The organism is Pseudomonas sp. EL_65y_Pfl2_R95 (assembly GCF_963971045.1).
Classification (GTDB): Bacteria; Pseudomonadota; Gammaproteobacteria; order Pseudomonadales; family Pseudomonadaceae; genus Aquipseudomonas.
In genome coordinates this window covers 345666-362385 of the sequence record NZ_CAXAOV010000002.1, presented here as the reverse complement: position 1 = coordinate 362385, position 16720 = coordinate 345666, and the positions used below count along the sequence as shown (strand labels likewise).

Here is a 16720-nt window from a genome sequence, read left to right as displayed (position 1 = left end):
GCAGCGGCCTTTGTATTTTCTGAAATAACGAAGTGGAGAGCCTAATGGTTCCCGTAATTGCCCTGGTGGGCCGACCGAACGTCGGTAAGTCCACGCTATTTAACCGCTTGACCAGGACCCGCGATGCCATCGTTGGTGACCTGTCGGGTCTAACCCGTGATCGTCAGTATGGCGAGGCCAAGTGGCAGGGACGCACCTATATTGTCGTCGACACCGGTGGTATTTCCGGCGACGAGGAAGGTATTGACGCAAAGATGGCTGAGCAGTCGCTGCAGGCTATCGAAGAAGCTGATGTGGTGTTGTTCCTGGTCGATGCGCGGGCTGGTTTGTCTGCCTCTGATCAGATGATTGGCGAGCACCTGCGTAAGCGCAACAAGGACAGCCACCTGATCATCAACAAGGTCGATAACCTCGACCCAGACCTGGCCCGTGCCGAATTTTCCTCGATGGGTATGGGCGAGTCCCTGGCCATTGCCGGCGCCCATGGGCGTGGCATTTCGCAGATGCTTGAAGCTGTACTTTCCCGCTTCCCTAAAGATGCTGGCGAGCTGGAAGAAGGCGAAGAAGCAGAAGAGGTTGCCGAAGGCGAAGAAGCTAAACGCATCCCTGGCCCGAGCGAGAAAGACGGCATCAAGCTGGCGATTATCGGTCGACCTAACGTGGGTAAGTCGACACTGGTTAACCGCATGCTCGGTGAAGACCGGGTCATCGTTTATGACCAGGCGGGCACTACGCGTGACAGTATCTACATCCCATTCGAACGTGATGATGAGAAGTACACGCTGATCGACACCGCCGGTGTACGTCGCCGCGGCAAGATTTTCGAGGCTGTCGAGAAGTTTTCGGTGGTTAAAACTCTGCAGGCGATTCAAGACTCCAACGTCGTCGTGTTCGTTATGGATGCGCGTGAAGGGGTGGTCGATCACGACCTGAACTTGCTCGGATTTGTGCTTGAAAGCGGCCGCGCGCTGGTGATAGCACTGAACAAATGGGACGGCATGGAGCCAAGCGAGCGCGACTATGTGAAAACAGAGTTGCAACGTCGCTTGTTCTTCGTTGACTTCGCCGACATTCACTTTATCTCGGCATTGCACGGCACTGGTGTTGGCCATCTGTACAAGTCGGTGCAGGCGTCGTTCCAGTCGGCAATTACCCGCTGGCCAACCAACCGCCTGACTCAGATCCTTGAAGATGCGGTGCGTGAACACCAACCGCCGCTGGTTAACGGTCGCCGGATCAAGCTGCGTTACGCGCACTTGGGTGGGGCTAACCCGCCGTTGATCGTCATCCACGGTAACCAGGTTGAGTCGGTACCGCGTGCCTATTCGCGCTACCTCGAAAACACCTATCGTCGAGTGTTGAAGTTGGTTGGTACGCCAATCCGCATTGAGTACAAAGGCGGTGAGAACCCGTACGAGGGCAATAAAAACACCCTCACGGATCGTCAGGTGAACAAGAAGCGTCGCTTGATGAGTCACCATAAAAAAGCTGAGAAGAAGCGCAAAGACAAACGCTAGACCGGCTATTTTGTTGGTGTTGAAAAAGCCGCTCCTGAGGCGGCTTTTTCATGTCCGGATGATCCGTTATCCTGCAGTTATAAATCGCCAAGTCAGGCGTGTGCAGCAGGAATCTGTGATGATCATCAGCAAATTGCCAAACGTTGGTACCACTATCTTTACCCGCATGTCCCAACTCGCCATGGAAACCGGTGCGCTGAACCTGTCGCAGGGTTTTCCTGACTTCGATGGCCCGCCGGCGCTGCGTGATGCGGTCGGTCGACATATTGCCGCAGGGCACAACCAATACACCGCCATGACCGGTTTGCCGGCCTTACGTGAACAGGTCGCGGCCAAGATTGCGCGTTGCTATGGCAGCACAGTGAATGCTGACACCGAAGTGACCATCACACCTGGCGCCACACAGGGGATCTTCTGCGCGATTCAGGCATTGATCCACCCCGGTGATGAAGTAATAGTCTTTGATCCGAGCTATGACAGCTATGAGCCTTCAGTCGAACTGGCGGGCGGGCGCTGTATCCATGTGCCCTTGGCCTTGCCGGATTTCGCCATCGATTGGCAGGGCTTCACCGATGCGCTGAGTGATAAAACCCGCCTGATCATTATCAACAGCCCGCACAACCCCAGTGGCGCCCTTATCAGTAGGGGTGAGCTGGATCAACTGGCCGCGCTGATTCGCGATCGTGATATTTACCTGATCAGCGATGAAGTTTATGAGCATCTGGTGTTCGACGGCGTTGCCCACACCAGCGTCTTGTCTCATGAAGAGCTGTATCAGCGTGCATTCGTGGTCAGCTCCTTCGGCAAGACCTATCACGTGACGGGGTGGAAAACGGGCTATGTAATTGCACCGCCGGCGCTGACCGCTGAGCTGCGCAAGGTCCACCAATATGTCAGCTTCTGTGGCGTCACTCCACTGCAATGGGCTTTGGCGGATTTTATGGCTGAGCAACCCCAGCACATCGAAGAGTTACCGGGTTTTTATCAAGCAAAGCGGGATTTGTTCTGTGACTTGCTCAAAGACTCGCGATTCAAATTTAGCCCAACCCCGGGTACTTACTTTCAGTTGGCGGATTACTCGGCCATTCGTGAAGACCTTGATGATGTGGCGATGTCGGAGTGGCTGACGCGTGAGCACGGAGTGGCAACTATTCCTGTGTCGGTTTTTTATCAACAGGCACCGAAGGATTTGCGCTTGGTCAGGTTCTGTTTTGCCAAGCGCGAAGATACTTTGCGTCAAGCTGCGGAGAAGTTATGCGCGATCTAAGCACATTGCCAGACCTCAATATTGCTCTGGTCCAAAGCGACTTGGCTTGGCAAGACCCCGCTGCCAACCGTGAGCACTTCGAGCAGTTGCTGGAATCAGTGAAGGGGGCTGATCTGGTTGTACTGCCGGAGATGTTCAGCACTGGATTCTCCATGGAGTCAGCCAAGCTGGCAGAACCTGAAGAGGGTCCAACTAGTCAGTGGATGATCGCGCAGGCTTCGCGTATGAATGCTGTGGTGACGGGTAGCCTGATCATCCAGGCTGCCGATGGCACTTATCGCAATCGCTTGATCTGGGCGCGTCCTGATGGTTCTGTTGCCCATTACGACAAGCGTCATTTATTCCGTATGGCCGGGGAGCATAAGTACTTTGCTGCTGGGGAACAGCAGGCGTTGTTTAATCTTAACGGTTGGAATATTCGGCCGTTGATCTGTTACGACCTGCGCTTCCCGGTATGGAGCCGTGATTCTGCAGAAACCGACTTACTGCTCTACACCGCAAACTGGCCAGCCGCGCGGCGCAACCATTGGAACCGTTTGTTGCCCGCGCGGGCGATTGAAAACTTGTGCTATGTCGCAGCGGTTAACCGTACCGGCAGCGATGGCAAGGGCCATGCCTACAGTGGGGATTCCAAGGTTATTGACTTCCAAGGTGATGTAACACTTGATTGCAAGGACGTAACAGGGGTTCAGTGCGCCACTCTAAAAGGCATTGACCTGGCGGAGTATCGTCAGCGTTTCCCGGCTGACCGCGACGCGGATGGTTTCACGCTTATATGAGGTAAAGGACTGCCATGGATGCCCTCGCGACCGCCAGCAATTCACGACATACACCGCATCGCGCGGGCACCCTTGAGGTCGCTGAGGCCAGGTTGTATTCAGTCACAGCCATTGTCATCGCCACGCTATTGGGCACCTCGCTGGCCGGTGCCTTCCTGTGCCATCACAACCTTAGCGTGCTGGGGCGCGCCAATGAGTTATTCAGGCTTTGGGCTATTGCGATCAGCCTGTTTGCTGCGACCTTTGCTTTAGCCGCGCTGTTGCCTGAGGCGTACGGGAGGCAGTTGCTGGTAGTGCCGGAGGCGTTGGCCATGCTGATGTATGCCAAGTTGAGCTTTGCCGGCTCAGCCCAGCTACACGCCAAGGGGTTTTATTCAAACTGGCGCACTGTGGGTATTTGCTTGCTGCTGTTGTTGGCCATGTTGGCGGCAATCATGGAGCTGGCGTTTTTCTTGAGCCTGTTTTAAGGCTTTCCAGATACAAACAACCCCGCTATTTGGCGGGGTTGTTGGTTACAGCGTGAGGCTGATCAGGCTGCTTCTTGTTCCTGAATCAGCGCTCGGTTCAGGGCGCTAAACAGGGCGCGGAAACTCGCAGTCGTCAGGTTCTCGTCGATGCCTGCGCCGTGCAACGCACGACCGCCATTTACGCGCAGCTCAATGTAAGCAGCTGCTTTGGCGTTAGTACCTGCGCCAATCGCGTGTTCCGAGTAATCCATGATTTCGACATCAAATGGCAGGCCCGCAACCAAGGCTTCTAATGGGCCTTTGCCGATACCACTCCAGTGTTTGCTTTCGCCGCCACTGATCACTTCGACGTCTACCGCGCTGGTGCCGTTTTCTTCCTGCAAGCGGTGGCTCTTGAGTGAATAAGGCGATGCGGCTTGGAGGAACTCGTTTTTGAACAGGCTGTAAATCTGCTCGGCCGTCATCTCAAGGCCCAGACGATCGGTTTCCTTCTGTACGACCTGGCTGAATTCGATCTGCATGCGTCGTGGCAAGCAAACACCGTATTCCTGTTCGAGCAAGAAGGTGATACCGCCTTTGCCAGACTGGCTGTTGACGCGAATCACTGCTTCATAGCTGCGGCCAATGTCAGCCGGGTCAATCGGCAAGTAAGGCACTTCCCAGATAGCATCGGCTTTTTGTTGGGTCAGGCCCTTGCGGATAGCATCTTGGTGCGAGCCAGAGAACGCGGTATGCACCAGATCGCCAACGTAAGGGTGACGAGGGTGAACCGGCAGTTGGTTACATTCTTCGACCACTTTGCGCACGGCATCAATGTCGGAGAAGTCCAAGCCCGGGTGAATGCCTTGGGTGTAGAGGTTCAAAGCGAGGTTGACCAAGTCGACGTTACCGGTACGTTCGCCGTTACCGAACAAGCAACCTTCAACCCGGTCAGCGCCCGCCATCAAGCCCAACTCACTGGCAGCAACACCCGTGCCACGGTCGTTATGGGTGTGCAAGCTGATCAACACACTGTCGCGACGGCTGATGTTGCGGCCAAACCATTCAATCTGGTCGGCATAGACGTTTGGCGTCGCCACTTCAACGGTGGTCGGCAAGTTGAGGATGACTTTGTTGTCTGGGGTGGGCTGCCAGACATCCAGCACTGCGTCGCAGACTTCGACGGCGAAATCCAGCTCGGTTGAGGAGAAGATTTCAGGCGAGTATTGGAAAGTCCACTGTGTATCAGGCTGCTCATCAGCCAGGCGCTTGATGACTTTGGCGGCGTTGGTGGCGATATCCACAACGCCTGCCTTGTCGAGGTTAAACACGATGCGGCGAAACGATGGCGCAGTCGCGTTATACACGTGAACGATGGCTTTCTTGGCGCCCTTGAGTGATTCAAAGGTGCGGGTGATCAAGTCTTCTCGGGCCTGGGTCAACACTTGAATAGTGGTGTCGTCAGGGATATGCCCATCAGTGATCAAGGTACGCACGAAGTCAAAGTCAGTCTGCGAGGCCGAAGGAAAGCCCACTTCAATCTGCTTGACCCCAACCTGAACGAGGGTCTTGAAGAACCGCATCTTCTTCTCGGCATCCATCGGTTCGATCAGCGACTGATTGCCATCACGCAGGTCAGAGCTGCACCAGATCGGCACTTCGGTAATGGTCTTTGACGGCCAAGTGCGGTCAGGCAAATTAATCGGCGTGAACGCACGGTATTTACGTGATGGGTCTTTAAGCATGCTCATGATAAATCCTTGGAAGCGGCGACCTGACAGGTGCAGGTGAAATCAATGGGTAGGGCGGGCGAGGCGAAGCGGTATTAGCTACGCAGTCGCTGGCTTACCAGGCAAAGATTGGCGTGTTGCCGCTGAAGAAACAGGGTGTGAGAAGTATTCATGGGTCTACACTACTGCCCTAGGTTAAAGCTGGCAAGCATGCGTGAAAAATTGGTGATTTTGGTTTCTGTAGAAGATAAGTCGCGAATTAATTGCGCGTTTTGGTGGATTGTTATTTAAATATTGCGTGGTGTTGCCCTCGGTCGGATATTGCACCTAACCAAGGGCTCTTCAGCCCGTTCAGTCTGCTTGGCTGAACGGGAACTGCTGGCGCAGTTCGCGCATATCTGCGCCACTCGGGTGTTGATAAACCCGCAGGCCAAACTCCGGCAGAATTGCCAGCATGTGATCAAAGATATCCGACTGAATGCTCTCGTATCGGCCCCAGGATATGGTCGTGGTAAAGCAATAGATCTCAATCGGAAGTCCTTCAGCAGTAGGCGCCAGTTGGCGGACCAGTTGGGTCATCTGCTGATGGATATCTTGATGATGCTTGAGGTAATTCTCAATGTAGGCGCGCAATGTACCGATATTGGTCAAGCGTCGGGTATTGGCCTGAACCTCTGCGCTACCTGCCAGTTCTTTGTTCCACTTACTGACTTCTGCGGTTTTATCGCTCAGGTACTGACTCAGCAGGGTCATTTGCTGCAAGCGTTCAAGCTGTTCGCTGCTGAGAAAGTGAATGCTCGACTGATCGAGGTAGAGGCTACGTTTGATCCGCCGACCACCGCACTCCTGCATGCCACGCCAGTTCTTGAACGGGTCGGTAATAAAGCGCCGGGTCGGAATGCTGGTGATGGTTTTATCCCAGTTCTGCACCTTAACCATGTGCAATGCGATATCGATAACGTCGCCATCGGCGTTGAGCTGCGGCATCTCGATCCAGTCACCCACACGGACGATATCGTTGGATGAGATCTGAATGCTGGCCACCAGTGACAGGATGGTGTCCTGAAAGATCAGCATCAGCACGGCCGCCATGGCGCCCAAACCCGACAAGAGAATCACCGGTGAGCGGTCGATCAATGCGGCGACAATCAGAATCAGTGCAATCAAGGAAATAATGATTTGCACGACCTGCAGGTAGCCCTTGATCGGACGCAGGTGCGCATCAGGTCGGCGCTGGTACAGGGTATTGATGATGTCGAGCACGGCGTTAATCGCAAGGGCCATGGTCAACACAATAAAGGCACTGCAAACGTTGGTAACAATAGTCACCAGGGTTTCTGGCATGCCTTCAATCACGCGTATGCCATTCGACATAATAAGCGCAGGAACAATATTCGACAGGCGCTTGATTACACCACTTTCTTTGATATTCGATTCGCGCCACAGCCGGGTATTCGATGCAGCTGCGTGCATGCCGCGGATCAGTACGCGCTTAACTAGCCAGTTGCAAACCGCAGCAACAAATACCAATGCCAGGAGGGCAATCGGTGTGTAAAGGTCGGGGTGTTGCTGCAGCCATTCCAGCCCGTTGGCTAGCTCTTGTTGCATAAAAAACTCCAGCTTCCTTGATTAAAAGCCGGAGCACCTTACCAAAGCCCCAAGACGCGTGCAGGGGTTTACTGTTACTCAAGGTTTGAATGCGCCAATGAAAATCGCCGGATCAACCCGGTTGGCGTTAAGACTGACATTCCAGTGCAAATGCGGTCCTGTAGCTCGGCCGGTTGCCCCGACCTTGCCGATAACCCCGCCACGCGGCACTTCATCACCGACTTTTACGCCGATCACCGAGAGGTGACAAAACATACTGATCAAGCCTTGGCCATGATCGATAAACACGGTGTTGCCATTAAAGAACAGGTTGCCGGTGAGCAGCACTTTACCGGCCGCAGGTGCCTTGATCGGCGTGCCGCTGCGGGCGGCAAAGTCGAGCCCTGAGTGCGGGTTGCGCTCCTCGCCATTAAAGAAACGGCGCAGGCCGAACGGGCTTGAAAGCGGGCCGCTGACAGGACGGTCAAACAGCAAGTTACTAGGCTGGCGGGGGCTGAATTGATCGTATGCGGCATTCTGTTCAGCCAGTTCGCGGTTAATACGCTTGAGGTTGGCCGCGTTGGGATTGACCTGCTGAGTGTTCTTGATGGTGATGCGCTGTTCTTTGTACTTCTTCGCATTGACCTTGAATGTCAGGGTTTTATCACCGGCGTCACTGCTGACTTGCAGGCTTTCAGTACCGGCTTTGGTGGTCAACGCGATGCCAACAATTGCGATCCAGCGTTGTTGGTCCTCATGCACCACCAGCACCGGTTTATCGCGATAGCTAGCGCGTGGTGCATTGGCGCCATTGCCCAAATCAACCACAGCAACCCCGCCAGGCACTGGCTGGTTGAGCAGGCGCGTGATAAAGCCTTCAGCATTGGCCGGCAACGCGGCAAAGGCTATGCACAAAAACAAAACAAAACGCAGGCGAGACATAAAAAACTCAATCCAGTGAATACAGCGGCAATGCTTGCATTAAAGCTTGGCTGCTGTGAAGGGCGGAGTGTTATTCCATACCTGTCGCAAGCCCAGCAAGACGGATGCTTAATCCAGCAGCGACAAAGTGGTTGGCGCGATGTGGTTGTCCTCGACGCGGATGGCCAGTTCACCTTCGCCAAGTTTCGCTTTCAAGCGTTGGCCGGGCTGGGTGTCGGCGGCTTTGCTGATCACGCGGTTATGTTCATCGAGCAAGATACTGTAGCCGCGCCCCAGCGTTTCCAGCGGGCTGACGGCGTTGAGGGTTTTCATCTGGCTTTGCAGCTGAAAACGACGCTGTTTAAGCGCATCGTTAATCGCTCGGGGTAGACGCTCAGCAAAGCTATCGAGGCGTTGCCGGAGAAGTTGCAGGTTGCGCCCGGGGTGTTGGGTGATGAGGCGTTTATCGAGATACGCGAGACGATCTTTGCGGCTGTTGAACTGCTGCTGAAATGCGCGCTGCATGCGCATGTCCAGGTCGTCCAGTTGTTGCGCTTGTTGACGTAAACGCTCACCCGGGTGACGCAGGCGGCGGCTGACGCTCTCGAGACGTAGGCGTTCACGCTCCAAGCGGCTTTGCAGGCGTAGCACTAAACGCCGATGCAGGTTGCTCAGGCGTTGCACCAGTTCTGAGCTGTCCGGGGCGAGTAATTCGGCAGCGGCGGAGGGGGTTGGCGCACGAACATCGGCAACAAAATCACTGATCGACACGTCTGTTTCATGGCCAACTGCGCTGACCAGCGGCGTGATGCAAGCATCAATCGCTCGCGCCACAACCTCTTCGTTAAAGCACCAAAGGTCTTCCAGTGAGCCGCCGCCACGGGCCAGGATCAGCGCGTCGAACCCTCGCTTATCGGCAAGCTGCAAGGCGCGGACGATTTGCCCCGTGGCTTCACGACCTTGAACGGCGGTTGGAATCAGTACCAATTCGACCTGCGGCGCACGACGGCGGAACACGCTGATAATGTCGCGAATTACCGCGCCAGTGGGGGAGCTGATAATGCCGATCCGTTTTGGGTGGCTAGGCAGAGCGACTTTGCGCTCTGCTGCAAATAAACCTTCAGCGCTGAGTTTTTCCTTGAGGGCGTCGAATGCTGCGCGTAACGCGCCGTCACCGGCTGGCTCTACGGTGTCGAGAATTAACTGGTAGTCACCACGGCCCTCAAACAGTGACACCTTGCCGCGTACTTTTACCGCCAAGCCATCACGCAGTTCTTGGCGAACCCGCGCCGCACTTTGGCGAAACAACGCGCAGCGCACCTGAGCCTGACGGTCTTTAAGGGTAAAGTAGACGTGGCCCGAGGCAGGCTTGGCCAAGTTGGAGATTTCACCCTCAACCCAAATGCCGCCAAATACGTCCTCAAGCAACAGACGCGCGCGGTTATTCAGCTGGCTGACGCTCAGCACCTCACGGTCAAGGCCCAAACGCTGAAACGGATCTTTAATCATGGGCGCATGATAAAGGCTTTAACGTCTGCGCCATAGCGCGGCATAAATAGATTGTCTTGACCCAGAGGCTGGCGCGATTAAGCTGCGCGGCTTTTACTTAAAGATAACCTCAGCAGAGCTCGTCAGATGAATGATCAAGCCATCATAGTCCCGCAAATATCCAGCTTCCCCGGCCACGAGGGGCGGGCGCGCCTGATTGTGCGGTGGTTGGTGCAGCAGAAGATTATTGAGCAGCAATTAACCACCTGCGGGCGCACCTTCCAAAAGATGGCCTACGGTATTGCTGCCGGTGCGAGTCGAGTCGTGGAGCAACCGGAGTTGCTGCCTTTCGGCCAGCCGGTCAACGGTTTGGAGATTGTCACCCGGCGCTGTATTTTTACCCCACAAAAAGACTTCAAAGAAGAAGCCGGTTGCCCTGAGTGTCGGCAGGAAATTGGCGAGGCACTCTTCGACAGCCTTGAGGGCTGGATGCCCGGGCACACCGATAACTTTATTTGCCCTGAATGTCGTCATGAAGATGACATCAACGGTTTTCTTTATCTGCAGCCCTGCGGCTTTTCCAACCTTGGGTTTATTTTCAACAACTGGGCGGATGCAATTTTCAAACAGAGCTTTGTTGCTGAGTTCGCTGAGCGTTTGGGCTATGAGGTGGCAGTGGTGCGGGTCGATCTTTAGGCAGGTGGCGCTGCACAGTCAGATTAAGCGCTGTGCAGCCTGGCATTAGATTGTCGCTTGCTCGGTTTTTGGCAGCCAGGGCTCGGCCAGCGTCAGGCTGCCATGACCATTGCGCTTGAGGCATTTGATGACCTCCAGCCAAGTCAATTCGGTCAGATGTACATGGGCAGAAGGAACGATTTGTACGGCGCCAGCAGTCAGGCCAGCCGAGCCACCGTCCGGCAGGAATATCGAGGACCAGTCGCGGCCGCTTTCGACAATCAAACAGAACTGCACAATATCGCCATCCAGGTACAAACCAACCTGGGTATTGCTTTCCTCTTCCACCCCAGCCATGCGCGCCATGGTGTCTTTAAGCAGGCGATAGCCCGGCACATTATCGAGCAGTTTGTCCTCAATTGAGTTACGCACGCGTTTTGCTGCACTGGTTTTGGCCAGCAAGCCCGCGAGAAAGCACAGCAGCAGCAATGCAAACAGTGCCGCAAAGGATAATGCAGTGATACCCGCCACGCTGTGGTGATCGAAAACCGGCAGCATTTTACTGATCGGGCCACGCAACAGGTGCACGGCTTTTTGGATCAACACGATGACCAGCACCAGCGGTAAAATGAACAGCACCCCACCCAGGGCCGTGGTTTTCAGAAACTTAAACATTGGACGCTCCATTGTGCCAATTACGCGTTGTCACTAAAGCTAGTTGAAATCCCGGAATCGGGGTTGAAAATTGCGGGTCAATCCGGCAAATAGCGCGTTGGTTTGGCGCAGGCTTTCCCAGCACGTAAGATAACGCTATGGCTGATTATCTAACAGGGTACTCCCTCGACTCCACCGATCTTCTCGATTCATTGGTTGCAACCGAGCGCCTGCTGATCATTCAAGATCTAGATGGCGTCTGCATGGGGCTGGTCCGTGATCCGCTGACTCGCGTGATTGAGCGTCGTTATATTGCAGCGGCTGCACGCCTTGCAGGACGTTTTTATGTGCTTACCAATGGTGAGCACATTGGTCGGCGCGGTGTGAATAGCCTTATTGAAAATGCTTTGGTTGACCCCAGCCATGCGCGTGAGCAGGGCCTGTATTTACCTGGTTTGGCGGCAGGCGGTGTGCAGTTGCAGGACCGTTATGCTGAAGTTTCACATCCCGGCGTGAGTGACGCCGAGTTGCAGTTCCTGTTAGAGGTACCGGCACAAGCTGAGACTTTCTTGCGTCGCAGACTGGCCGCTGCGCCCTATGAGATTGATGAACCCTTGCTCAGCACGCTAGTGTCTTCCGCGGTGCTGGACAACCGGGTTTCGCCCACCCTAAATCTCAATGTGTTTTATCAGCAATTTAAGGCTAGTCCGAGCATCTATTGCCGTTTGCAGCAGGATGTCGCTGAGTTTATGGCGGCTCTGCATCTGCAGGCAGCCGACCGAGCATTGGATGCCAGTTTCTTTACTCACCTTGCACCAAATTCAGGTCGCGATGAGCACGGCCACGAGCGCCTCAAACTCGCTGATGAGAACAATGCCGGCACCACCGATTTTCAATTTATGCTCAGCGGCGCAATCAAAGAAGTAGGCTTGCTGGTGCTACTTAATCACTACTACTTTGGCCAAACCGGAGCCTATCCATTGGGCGCGGATTTCAATCCGCGTCAAGCACCTCATACCCAGGCAGAACTGCTCAAGCTGGCGAGCGATAAGTTTGATCCACAATTTATGCCGCGCATTGTCGGCGTCGGCGATACCCTTAGCTCACATGTGCAACAAGGCTCGGGTGAGGTATTGCGCGGTGGCAGTGATCGTGGTTTTTTGCAGTTGATTCAAGCCTTGGGTGAGTTGTTTGAGCAGGACAATAAGCTGATCTACATCGACAGCAGCGCAGGAGAAGTACGCCGCCCCGGTGTTGATGCCACGTTCTTGCAGCGGCGAAAAGCTGAACCGGCGCTTGAGCCTTGGGCCGCGTTAACAGGGATTACCGATGCCGCCGACCCGTTACGCCTGGACCTGATTTTTAGCGGTGGTCATCAGCAGTACGTCGAGTTCTTCTGCGCGCTGGCGGAGCGGATAGGGAACCCTCGCTAACAGTGCCCTATACCTTTGCCGCCAATAGCCCGGTGGCACCTTGGATTTTTTGCGTGTACCAGAAAACGCGGCTCACCCCGCGTGTTATGGCCACGTAACCGAGGCGTAAGCTTTCGTCACGCATGGTTTGGTCGTAGCTGTTCACAAAGTAACCCGAGTACGCATAGAGCGCATTGCGCAGTGGGTGGCTTTCAGTTGCTTTGCAATCGTCGAGAATAATCGCAACTTGCGCTTGCAGGCCCTTGGCGCGGTGGATGGTGTAGCTTTTGACGGGCAGTTTTTTGTCGAGTTGAGCCTGAATGGTTTGCAGGCTGTGGTTAGCCCTGCTCAGTAATAGAACGGCCGTTTTTTCGGGTTTATCTTGCTCGGCTGCATAGCGGCATTGTTCGCTGATTTGCTTGATTAGTTCAGGCATGCGTTTGTTCAGATCAAAACGGCTGATGACCTTCACCCCGTGCTCAAAGGGCTGTGTCTCACGGGATGCACGGCTGGTTTTGCTCTGCTTGAGGTTGACGCCACTTAACACCTGCTCGCCATCGCGGATGATGGGCTCAATCGAGCGGTAATTGGTGGTCATCAACAAGACCCTGCTTTTATTGGCTTTGCCCTTGCTTGGGAAGTGTTTATCGAAATTCATAAAAAGCTCTGGCGAACTGCCGCGCCACGCATAGATTGACTGCCAGTCATCACCGATGGCCATCAGGCTGACGGGTTGTTTTTGCTTGGCCAGTGAGCGTTGGACTGCCTGCAGCCACTCAACAATCTGCGGTGAGATGTCTTGGAATTCGTCGATCATCAAGTGGGTAAAGGGCTGCAGTGCAGCGTGCGTGGAGGCAGCGCTATCGCTGTTGAAACGTTGAGTAAGCTGCTCGAACGCGAGGTTGAAGGTCAGCAGGCTGTGTTCCTTTAACGTCGCTTCAAAATAACCATTGAATGCCACCAGTGCCTGAATGAACAGGCGCTCGCTGGCGCTGCATTGCAGTTTGCTTGGGTCCAACTGCGCGATGCGGATGCCGATGCTTTGGATAAAATTGGTTTGTGCATAAAAGACCTCAAACAGCGGCGCGGGATTGAACTCGCCATTGAGTTTGAAACCGTCCAGCGGCGCTTTGCCTGCGGATTTTGCTTTTGCGTTGTCGCCTGGCGCTGCGGGCGCCGGCAGATTAAGCAGTTGGTGAACCTGCTGGCGAAACTCGGGCTCGGCGCTGTAGCAGCTTTGATAGGCTTGCTTCAGTAGGCGCTGCTGAGCTGCACCCAACCGAGAGGCAGTCAGTGGGTTATCCAGCTCATTGGGATTGGCGGATTTCTCGTTGAGTTGCTCGAACCAGCTTGGCTTGCCCAACAGTTCTGTGGCCAGCGTGCCCATTGCTGAGTGGAAGGTACGCACGCATTGGCGCGCTTGAGTCTGGTCGAAGGGGTATTGCCAGAAACTCAGCAGGTTTAGCAGTTGCTTGCGCAGTTGCTCGCACGAGGCGCTGGTGAATGAGATCACCGTGAGCTGCTCGGGCTTGACCTGCAAGTGACACAGCATAAACACCACCCGCAGCAGCAAAGTGGTCGATTTGCCCGAGCCCGCACCGGCAAATACGCGGGTGAGGGGGGCGTCGCTGAGAATCATTGCCCACTGCTCGGCAGACGGTTGGCTAACTACACCAGCGCTGGCTGCTTTATTGACCAACTCGCGCATGGCTTGAATGTGCTGCTCGGCAATTGCCATCGGAGTCGGGCCATAAATACCTTCGATGGTTTTCTTCGGTCGATTGCTGGCCGGTTTGCGCGCTGGATTAGCGGCAGCTTTGCGCGCTTGGGTTGCAGTTTTAGTCTGAGGTTTTTGGCGTGCGACGGCTGAAGGGTGGCGGAGCAGTTGGCCATCTTCTGCGCGTAAATAGGCACTGGTGCGGGGGAAATAACGGCTCAGCGCCCCGGATAACAGTAGTTTGTAGCGTTTAACAGTGGACAGCATTCAACGTTTCCAGCGATCGGATCCTATACAGCGCTGAATGATAAGGGTTTTGCGCGCTGGCAGGGGGCCAAGCGCGCAGATTGCCGAGGGTTTTAAAAGTCGACGCTGGCTTGCAGACGAACCTCGCGTGGCGCACCGACATTGACCCGCAGATTACCCCCGCTCGATGGATAGTAGTGTTGGTCAAAAAGATTGCGCACGTTAAGTTGTACCCGGGTTTTCTCACCCAGTAGGGCGCTGTCCCACGCGATGAAGGCATCTGCAACTGTGTAGCTGTCGAGCCAGAAAGAGTTGCTGTTGTCCCCCGCGCGTTCACCGACATATCGGGCACCGCCGCCGATGCGCCAGTTTCCGGTTTGCGGGTTGATATCGAGGTCATGGGACAGGTACAAACTGGCGATGTTCTTGGCTGCGTTGACCAGTTCGTTACCTTGGTTGACCGGGTCATCCTTGATTTCAGTGTCGGTGTAGGCATAGGTGCCGAGTAGATTCCAGCGTTCAGCGATGCGCCCGTTAATGTCCACTTCGACCCCGCGAGAACCCACCTTGCCAGCGGCTTCTGAGCTGCCGTTATTGCTCACCACGACGTTTTCTTTTTCGATATCGAACAAGGCAACGCTACCTGTCAGGCCTTGGTTAAGATCAAATTTTGCACCCACCTCATAGCTGCGGCCTTCTTCTGGGTCGAACGACTCTCCAGTATCAGCATCCGATGAGTTAGGCACGAACGAGCGGCTGTAGTTTGCGTACAAGGAGACCTGCTGGTTGAGCTGATACACCAGTCCGGCGAATGGCAGGAAGGTGTTGTCAGTTCGGTCAGTGGTTTTGACATAGTCATCCCCTCTGCCTTGATCTGCGTATTGGTCAAAGCGCTGAAAGCGGCCACCCAACACCGCAATCCATTGATCGTTCAGGTGCCAGTTGTCTTTGAAGTAAAGCGATTGAGAGTGCAGTTCATCGCGGCGATCGCTTTGTGCGTCGTTGAGTAGTGATGGCTCATCCAGGTTGCCATATTGCGGGTCATAAATATTGAAGCCCGTGCTGTTGCGGCCGCGGTAGGTATCGCCGCGGAAGTTGTCGACGCGCTCTGTGTCAGCGCCGATCAGCAGATCGTGCTGTTGATTGAACAGCTGCGATTGGCCAATCCAGTCCCATGAAAGGTACTGGGTCTGGTTGTTGTGCTCGCTGCCGTCCGCGCGCCGGGTCAGGTCGCCAGTGTTTTCATTGAGCGAGGCCGGGCGCGCCTCGTTGTAATCGTAATCCTCGCGGTTCCAGCCGTAAGTCAGGCGGGTCAGCCAATTCGGGTTGAGTTGGTACTCGGCTTTGGCGGTGACTAATTCATCGGTGCCTTGCGCCTTTGACCAGGACTCACTGAAACGCTTGTTGTAATCCACGTGGGCGGGCTTGCCGTTGACTATTACCGTGCCACGATCGAGAGGGGTTGAATATTCCTTGCGCTCGTACGCCAAACTTAGCGTCAGGTCATTGCCGGTCCAGCTAACAGATGGAGCAATCAAGGTGTGGGTGTCATCACCGGAGTTGCGCCAATAATCCTCGTGCTGACGCTCGGCAATGAAGCGAAAAGCCAAGCCACTGTCGGCTAAGGGACCCGTGACATCGACCATCGCGCTGCCGCCGCCAAAGCTGGAGGTTTCGCCACTGACTTGGCTACTCCAGATATATTCAGGCTGTTTGCTGATGACGTTGATCAGACCGCCGGGTTCGAGGGCGCCATATAGCAGCGAGGCAGGGCCTTTAAGCACCTCGACCCGCTCAGTGGTGGCGCTGAAGTTGCGCGATAAGCTAGAGCGGATGCCGTCGCGTAATATGGATCCGTCGGCATTAGTGCCAAAACCGCGTTTAATAAAGCCATCCTGACTGCCTGCCAGTGTGTTGCTCTGGCTGATGCCGCTGACGAAGTTCATCGCATCATCGAGGCTATTCACTTGGAAATCTTCAATCACCTGCTCAGTCACCACCTGCACTGACTGGGCTTCTTGCATGATCGGAACTGCGCTTTTGCTGGCCGTGCTGGCAGTGTCGCTGGTGTATTGGCGGCTTTGTTGCTGGCCGGTGATCTGCTGACCCGGTAGCTCCAGTGCATCGTTAGCTTTGGCGGCGAGCGGATTGAGGGTGAGCGCTGCGATAGCGGTAATTTTGCTTATGCGAAACAAATGCATTGGTGGTTAATTCTTTGGTGCTATTGATAATCATTATTGTATGTGTTTTTAAGCGTCAAGCGCCATGCTTTGCGATGTTT

The 16720-nt window shown here is 54.8% G+C and carries 13 protein-coding genes; 6 read left to right on the top strand and 7 right to left on the bottom strand.

From position 1 onward, the window contains the following. Positions 1-44 precede the first annotated feature (44 nt). From der to AACY09_RS09485, 4 genes are all read left to right on the top strand, one after another. Positions 45-1517: a ribosome biogenesis GTPase Der gene (gene der, locus AACY09_RS09500; RefSeq protein WP_339487495.1), complete on the top strand. Its 1473-nt coding sequence runs from the start codon at positions 45-47 to the stop codon at positions 1515-1517. A 118-nt stretch (positions 1518-1635) separates the two neighbouring features. Continuing rightward, positions 1636-2784 carry a pyridoxal phosphate-dependent aminotransferase gene (locus AACY09_RS09495; RefSeq protein WP_339487494.1) on the top strand — a complete coding sequence of 383 codons (1149 nt, stop codon included), beginning with the start codon at positions 1636-1638 and terminating at the stop codon, positions 2782-2784. Next, positions 2772-3563, top strand: a complete 792-nt coding sequence (locus AACY09_RS09490) for an amidohydrolase (RefSeq protein ID WP_339487493.1) — start codon at positions 2772-2774, stop codon at positions 3561-3563. The genes AACY09_RS09495 and AACY09_RS09490 overlap by 13 nt, the downstream gene beginning before the upstream one ends. Positions 3564-3577: 14 nt before the next feature. After that, positions 3578-4030 carry a hypothetical protein gene (locus AACY09_RS09485; RefSeq protein WP_339487492.1) on the top strand — a complete coding sequence of 151 codons (453 nt, stop codon included), beginning with the start codon at positions 3578-3580 and terminating at the stop codon, positions 4028-4030. Positions 4031-4092: 62 nt separating this feature from the next. Here AACY09_RS09485 and leuA read toward each other — a convergent pair whose 3' ends face one another. The 4 genes from leuA to xseA all read right to left on the bottom strand — a co-directional run bounded on the left by leuA (position 4093) and on the right by xseA (position 9756). Further along, positions 4093-5760, bottom strand: a complete 1668-nt coding sequence (gene leuA, locus AACY09_RS09480) for a 2-isopropylmalate synthase (RefSeq protein WP_339487491.1) — start codon at positions 5758-5760, stop codon at positions 4093-4095. A gap of 330 nt (positions 5761-6090) precedes the next feature. After that, positions 6091-7347, bottom strand: a complete 1257-nt coding sequence (locus AACY09_RS09475) for a mechanosensitive ion channel family protein (RefSeq protein WP_339487490.1) — start codon at positions 7345-7347, stop codon at positions 6091-6093. Between the two features lie 78 nt (positions 7348-7425). Then, positions 7426-8268 (bottom strand): peptidoglycan DD-metalloendopeptidase family protein, encoded by an 843-nt coding sequence (locus AACY09_RS09470; protein ID WP_339487489.1) that lies wholly within the window; start codon positions 8266-8268, stop codon positions 7426-7428. 108 nt (positions 8269-8376) lie between these two features. Continuing rightward, the gene (xseA, locus tag AACY09_RS09465) at positions 8377-9756 is read right to left on the bottom strand and encodes an exodeoxyribonuclease VII large subunit (RefSeq protein WP_339487488.1); all 1380 of its coding nucleotides are present in this window, start codon (positions 9754-9756) and stop codon (positions 8377-8379) included. A gap of 126 nt (positions 9757-9882) precedes the next feature. Between xseA and AACY09_RS09460 the strand changes: the two genes are divergently transcribed. Continuing rightward, positions 9883-10431, top strand: coding sequence for a sugar ABC transporter ATPase (locus tag AACY09_RS09460; protein WP_339487487.1), 549 nt, complete (start codon positions 9883-9885; stop codon positions 10429-10431). A gap of 45 nt (positions 10432-10476) precedes the next feature. Here the strand turns inward: AACY09_RS09460 and AACY09_RS09455 are convergent, their stop codons facing one another. Further along, positions 10477-11085 carry a hypothetical protein gene (locus AACY09_RS09455; RefSeq protein ID WP_339487486.1) on the bottom strand — a complete coding sequence of 203 codons (609 nt, stop codon included), beginning with the start codon at positions 11083-11085 and terminating at the stop codon, positions 10477-10479. A 137-nt stretch (positions 11086-11222) separates the two neighbouring features. On the opposite strand from AACY09_RS09455, the gene stpA reads away from it, so the two are divergent. Next, positions 11223-12497, top strand: a complete 1275-nt coding sequence (stpA, locus tag AACY09_RS09450; RefSeq protein ID WP_339487485.1) for a glucosylglycerol 3-phosphatase — start codon at positions 11223-11225, stop codon at positions 12495-12497. 7 nt (positions 12498-12504) lie between these two features. Here the strand turns inward: stpA and AACY09_RS09445 are convergent, their stop codons facing one another. Further along, positions 12505-14460 carry a DEAD/DEAH box helicase gene (locus AACY09_RS09445; protein WP_339487484.1) on the bottom strand — a complete coding sequence of 652 codons (1956 nt, stop codon included), beginning with the start codon at positions 14458-14460 and terminating at the stop codon, positions 12505-12507. Positions 14461-14552: 92 nt separating this feature from the next. After that, positions 14553-16640: a TonB-dependent siderophore receptor gene (locus AACY09_RS09440; RefSeq protein WP_339487483.1), complete on the bottom strand. Its 2088-nt coding sequence runs from the start codon at positions 16638-16640 to the stop codon at positions 14553-14555. Positions 16641-16720: the final 80 nt, after the last annotated feature.

Bases quoted from the DNA above. Each gene is read 5' to 3' on its own strand.
- der (WP_339487495.1), top strand. From the start codon at position 45: ATGGTTCCCGTAATTGCCCTGGTGGGCCGACCGAACGTCGGTAAGTCC.
- AACY09_RS09495 (WP_339487494.1), top strand. From the start codon at position 1,636: ATGATCATCAGCAAATTGCCAAACGTTGGTACCACTATCTTTACCCGC.
- AACY09_RS09490 (WP_339487493.1), top strand. From the start codon at position 2,772: ATGCGCGATCTAAGCACATTGCCAGACCTCAATATTGCTCTGGTCCAA.
- AACY09_RS09485 (WP_339487492.1), top strand. From the start codon at position 3,578: ATGGATGCCCTCGCGACCGCCAGCAATTCACGACATACACCGCATCGC.
- leuA (WP_339487491.1), bottom strand. From the start codon at position 5,760: ATGAGCATGCTTAAAGACCCATCACGTAAATACCGTGCGTTCACGCCG.
- AACY09_RS09475 (WP_339487490.1), bottom strand. From the start codon at position 7,347: ATGCAACAAGAGCTAGCCAACGGGCTGGAATGGCTGCAGCAACACCCC.
- AACY09_RS09470 (WP_339487489.1), bottom strand. From the start codon at position 8,268: ATGTCTCGCCTGCGTTTTGTTTTGTTTTTGTGCATAGCCTTTGCCGCG.
- xseA (WP_339487488.1), bottom strand. From the start codon at position 9,756: ATGATTAAAGATCCGTTTCAGCGTTTGGGCCTTGACCGTGAGGTGCTG.
- AACY09_RS09460 (WP_339487487.1), top strand. From the start codon at position 9,883: ATGAATGATCAAGCCATCATAGTCCCGCAAATATCCAGCTTCCCCGGC.
- AACY09_RS09455 (WP_339487486.1), bottom strand. From the start codon at position 11,085: ATGTTTAAGTTTCTGAAAACCACGGCCCTGGGTGGGGTGCTGTTCATT.
- stpA (WP_339487485.1), top strand. From the start codon at position 11,223: ATGGCTGATTATCTAACAGGGTACTCCCTCGACTCCACCGATCTTCTC.
- AACY09_RS09445 (WP_339487484.1), bottom strand. From the start codon at position 14,460: ATGCTGTCCACTGTTAAACGCTACAAACTACTGTTATCCGGGGCGCTG.
- AACY09_RS09440 (WP_339487483.1), bottom strand. From the start codon at position 16,640: ATGCATTTGTTTCGCATAAGCAAAATTACCGCTATCGCAGCGCTCACC.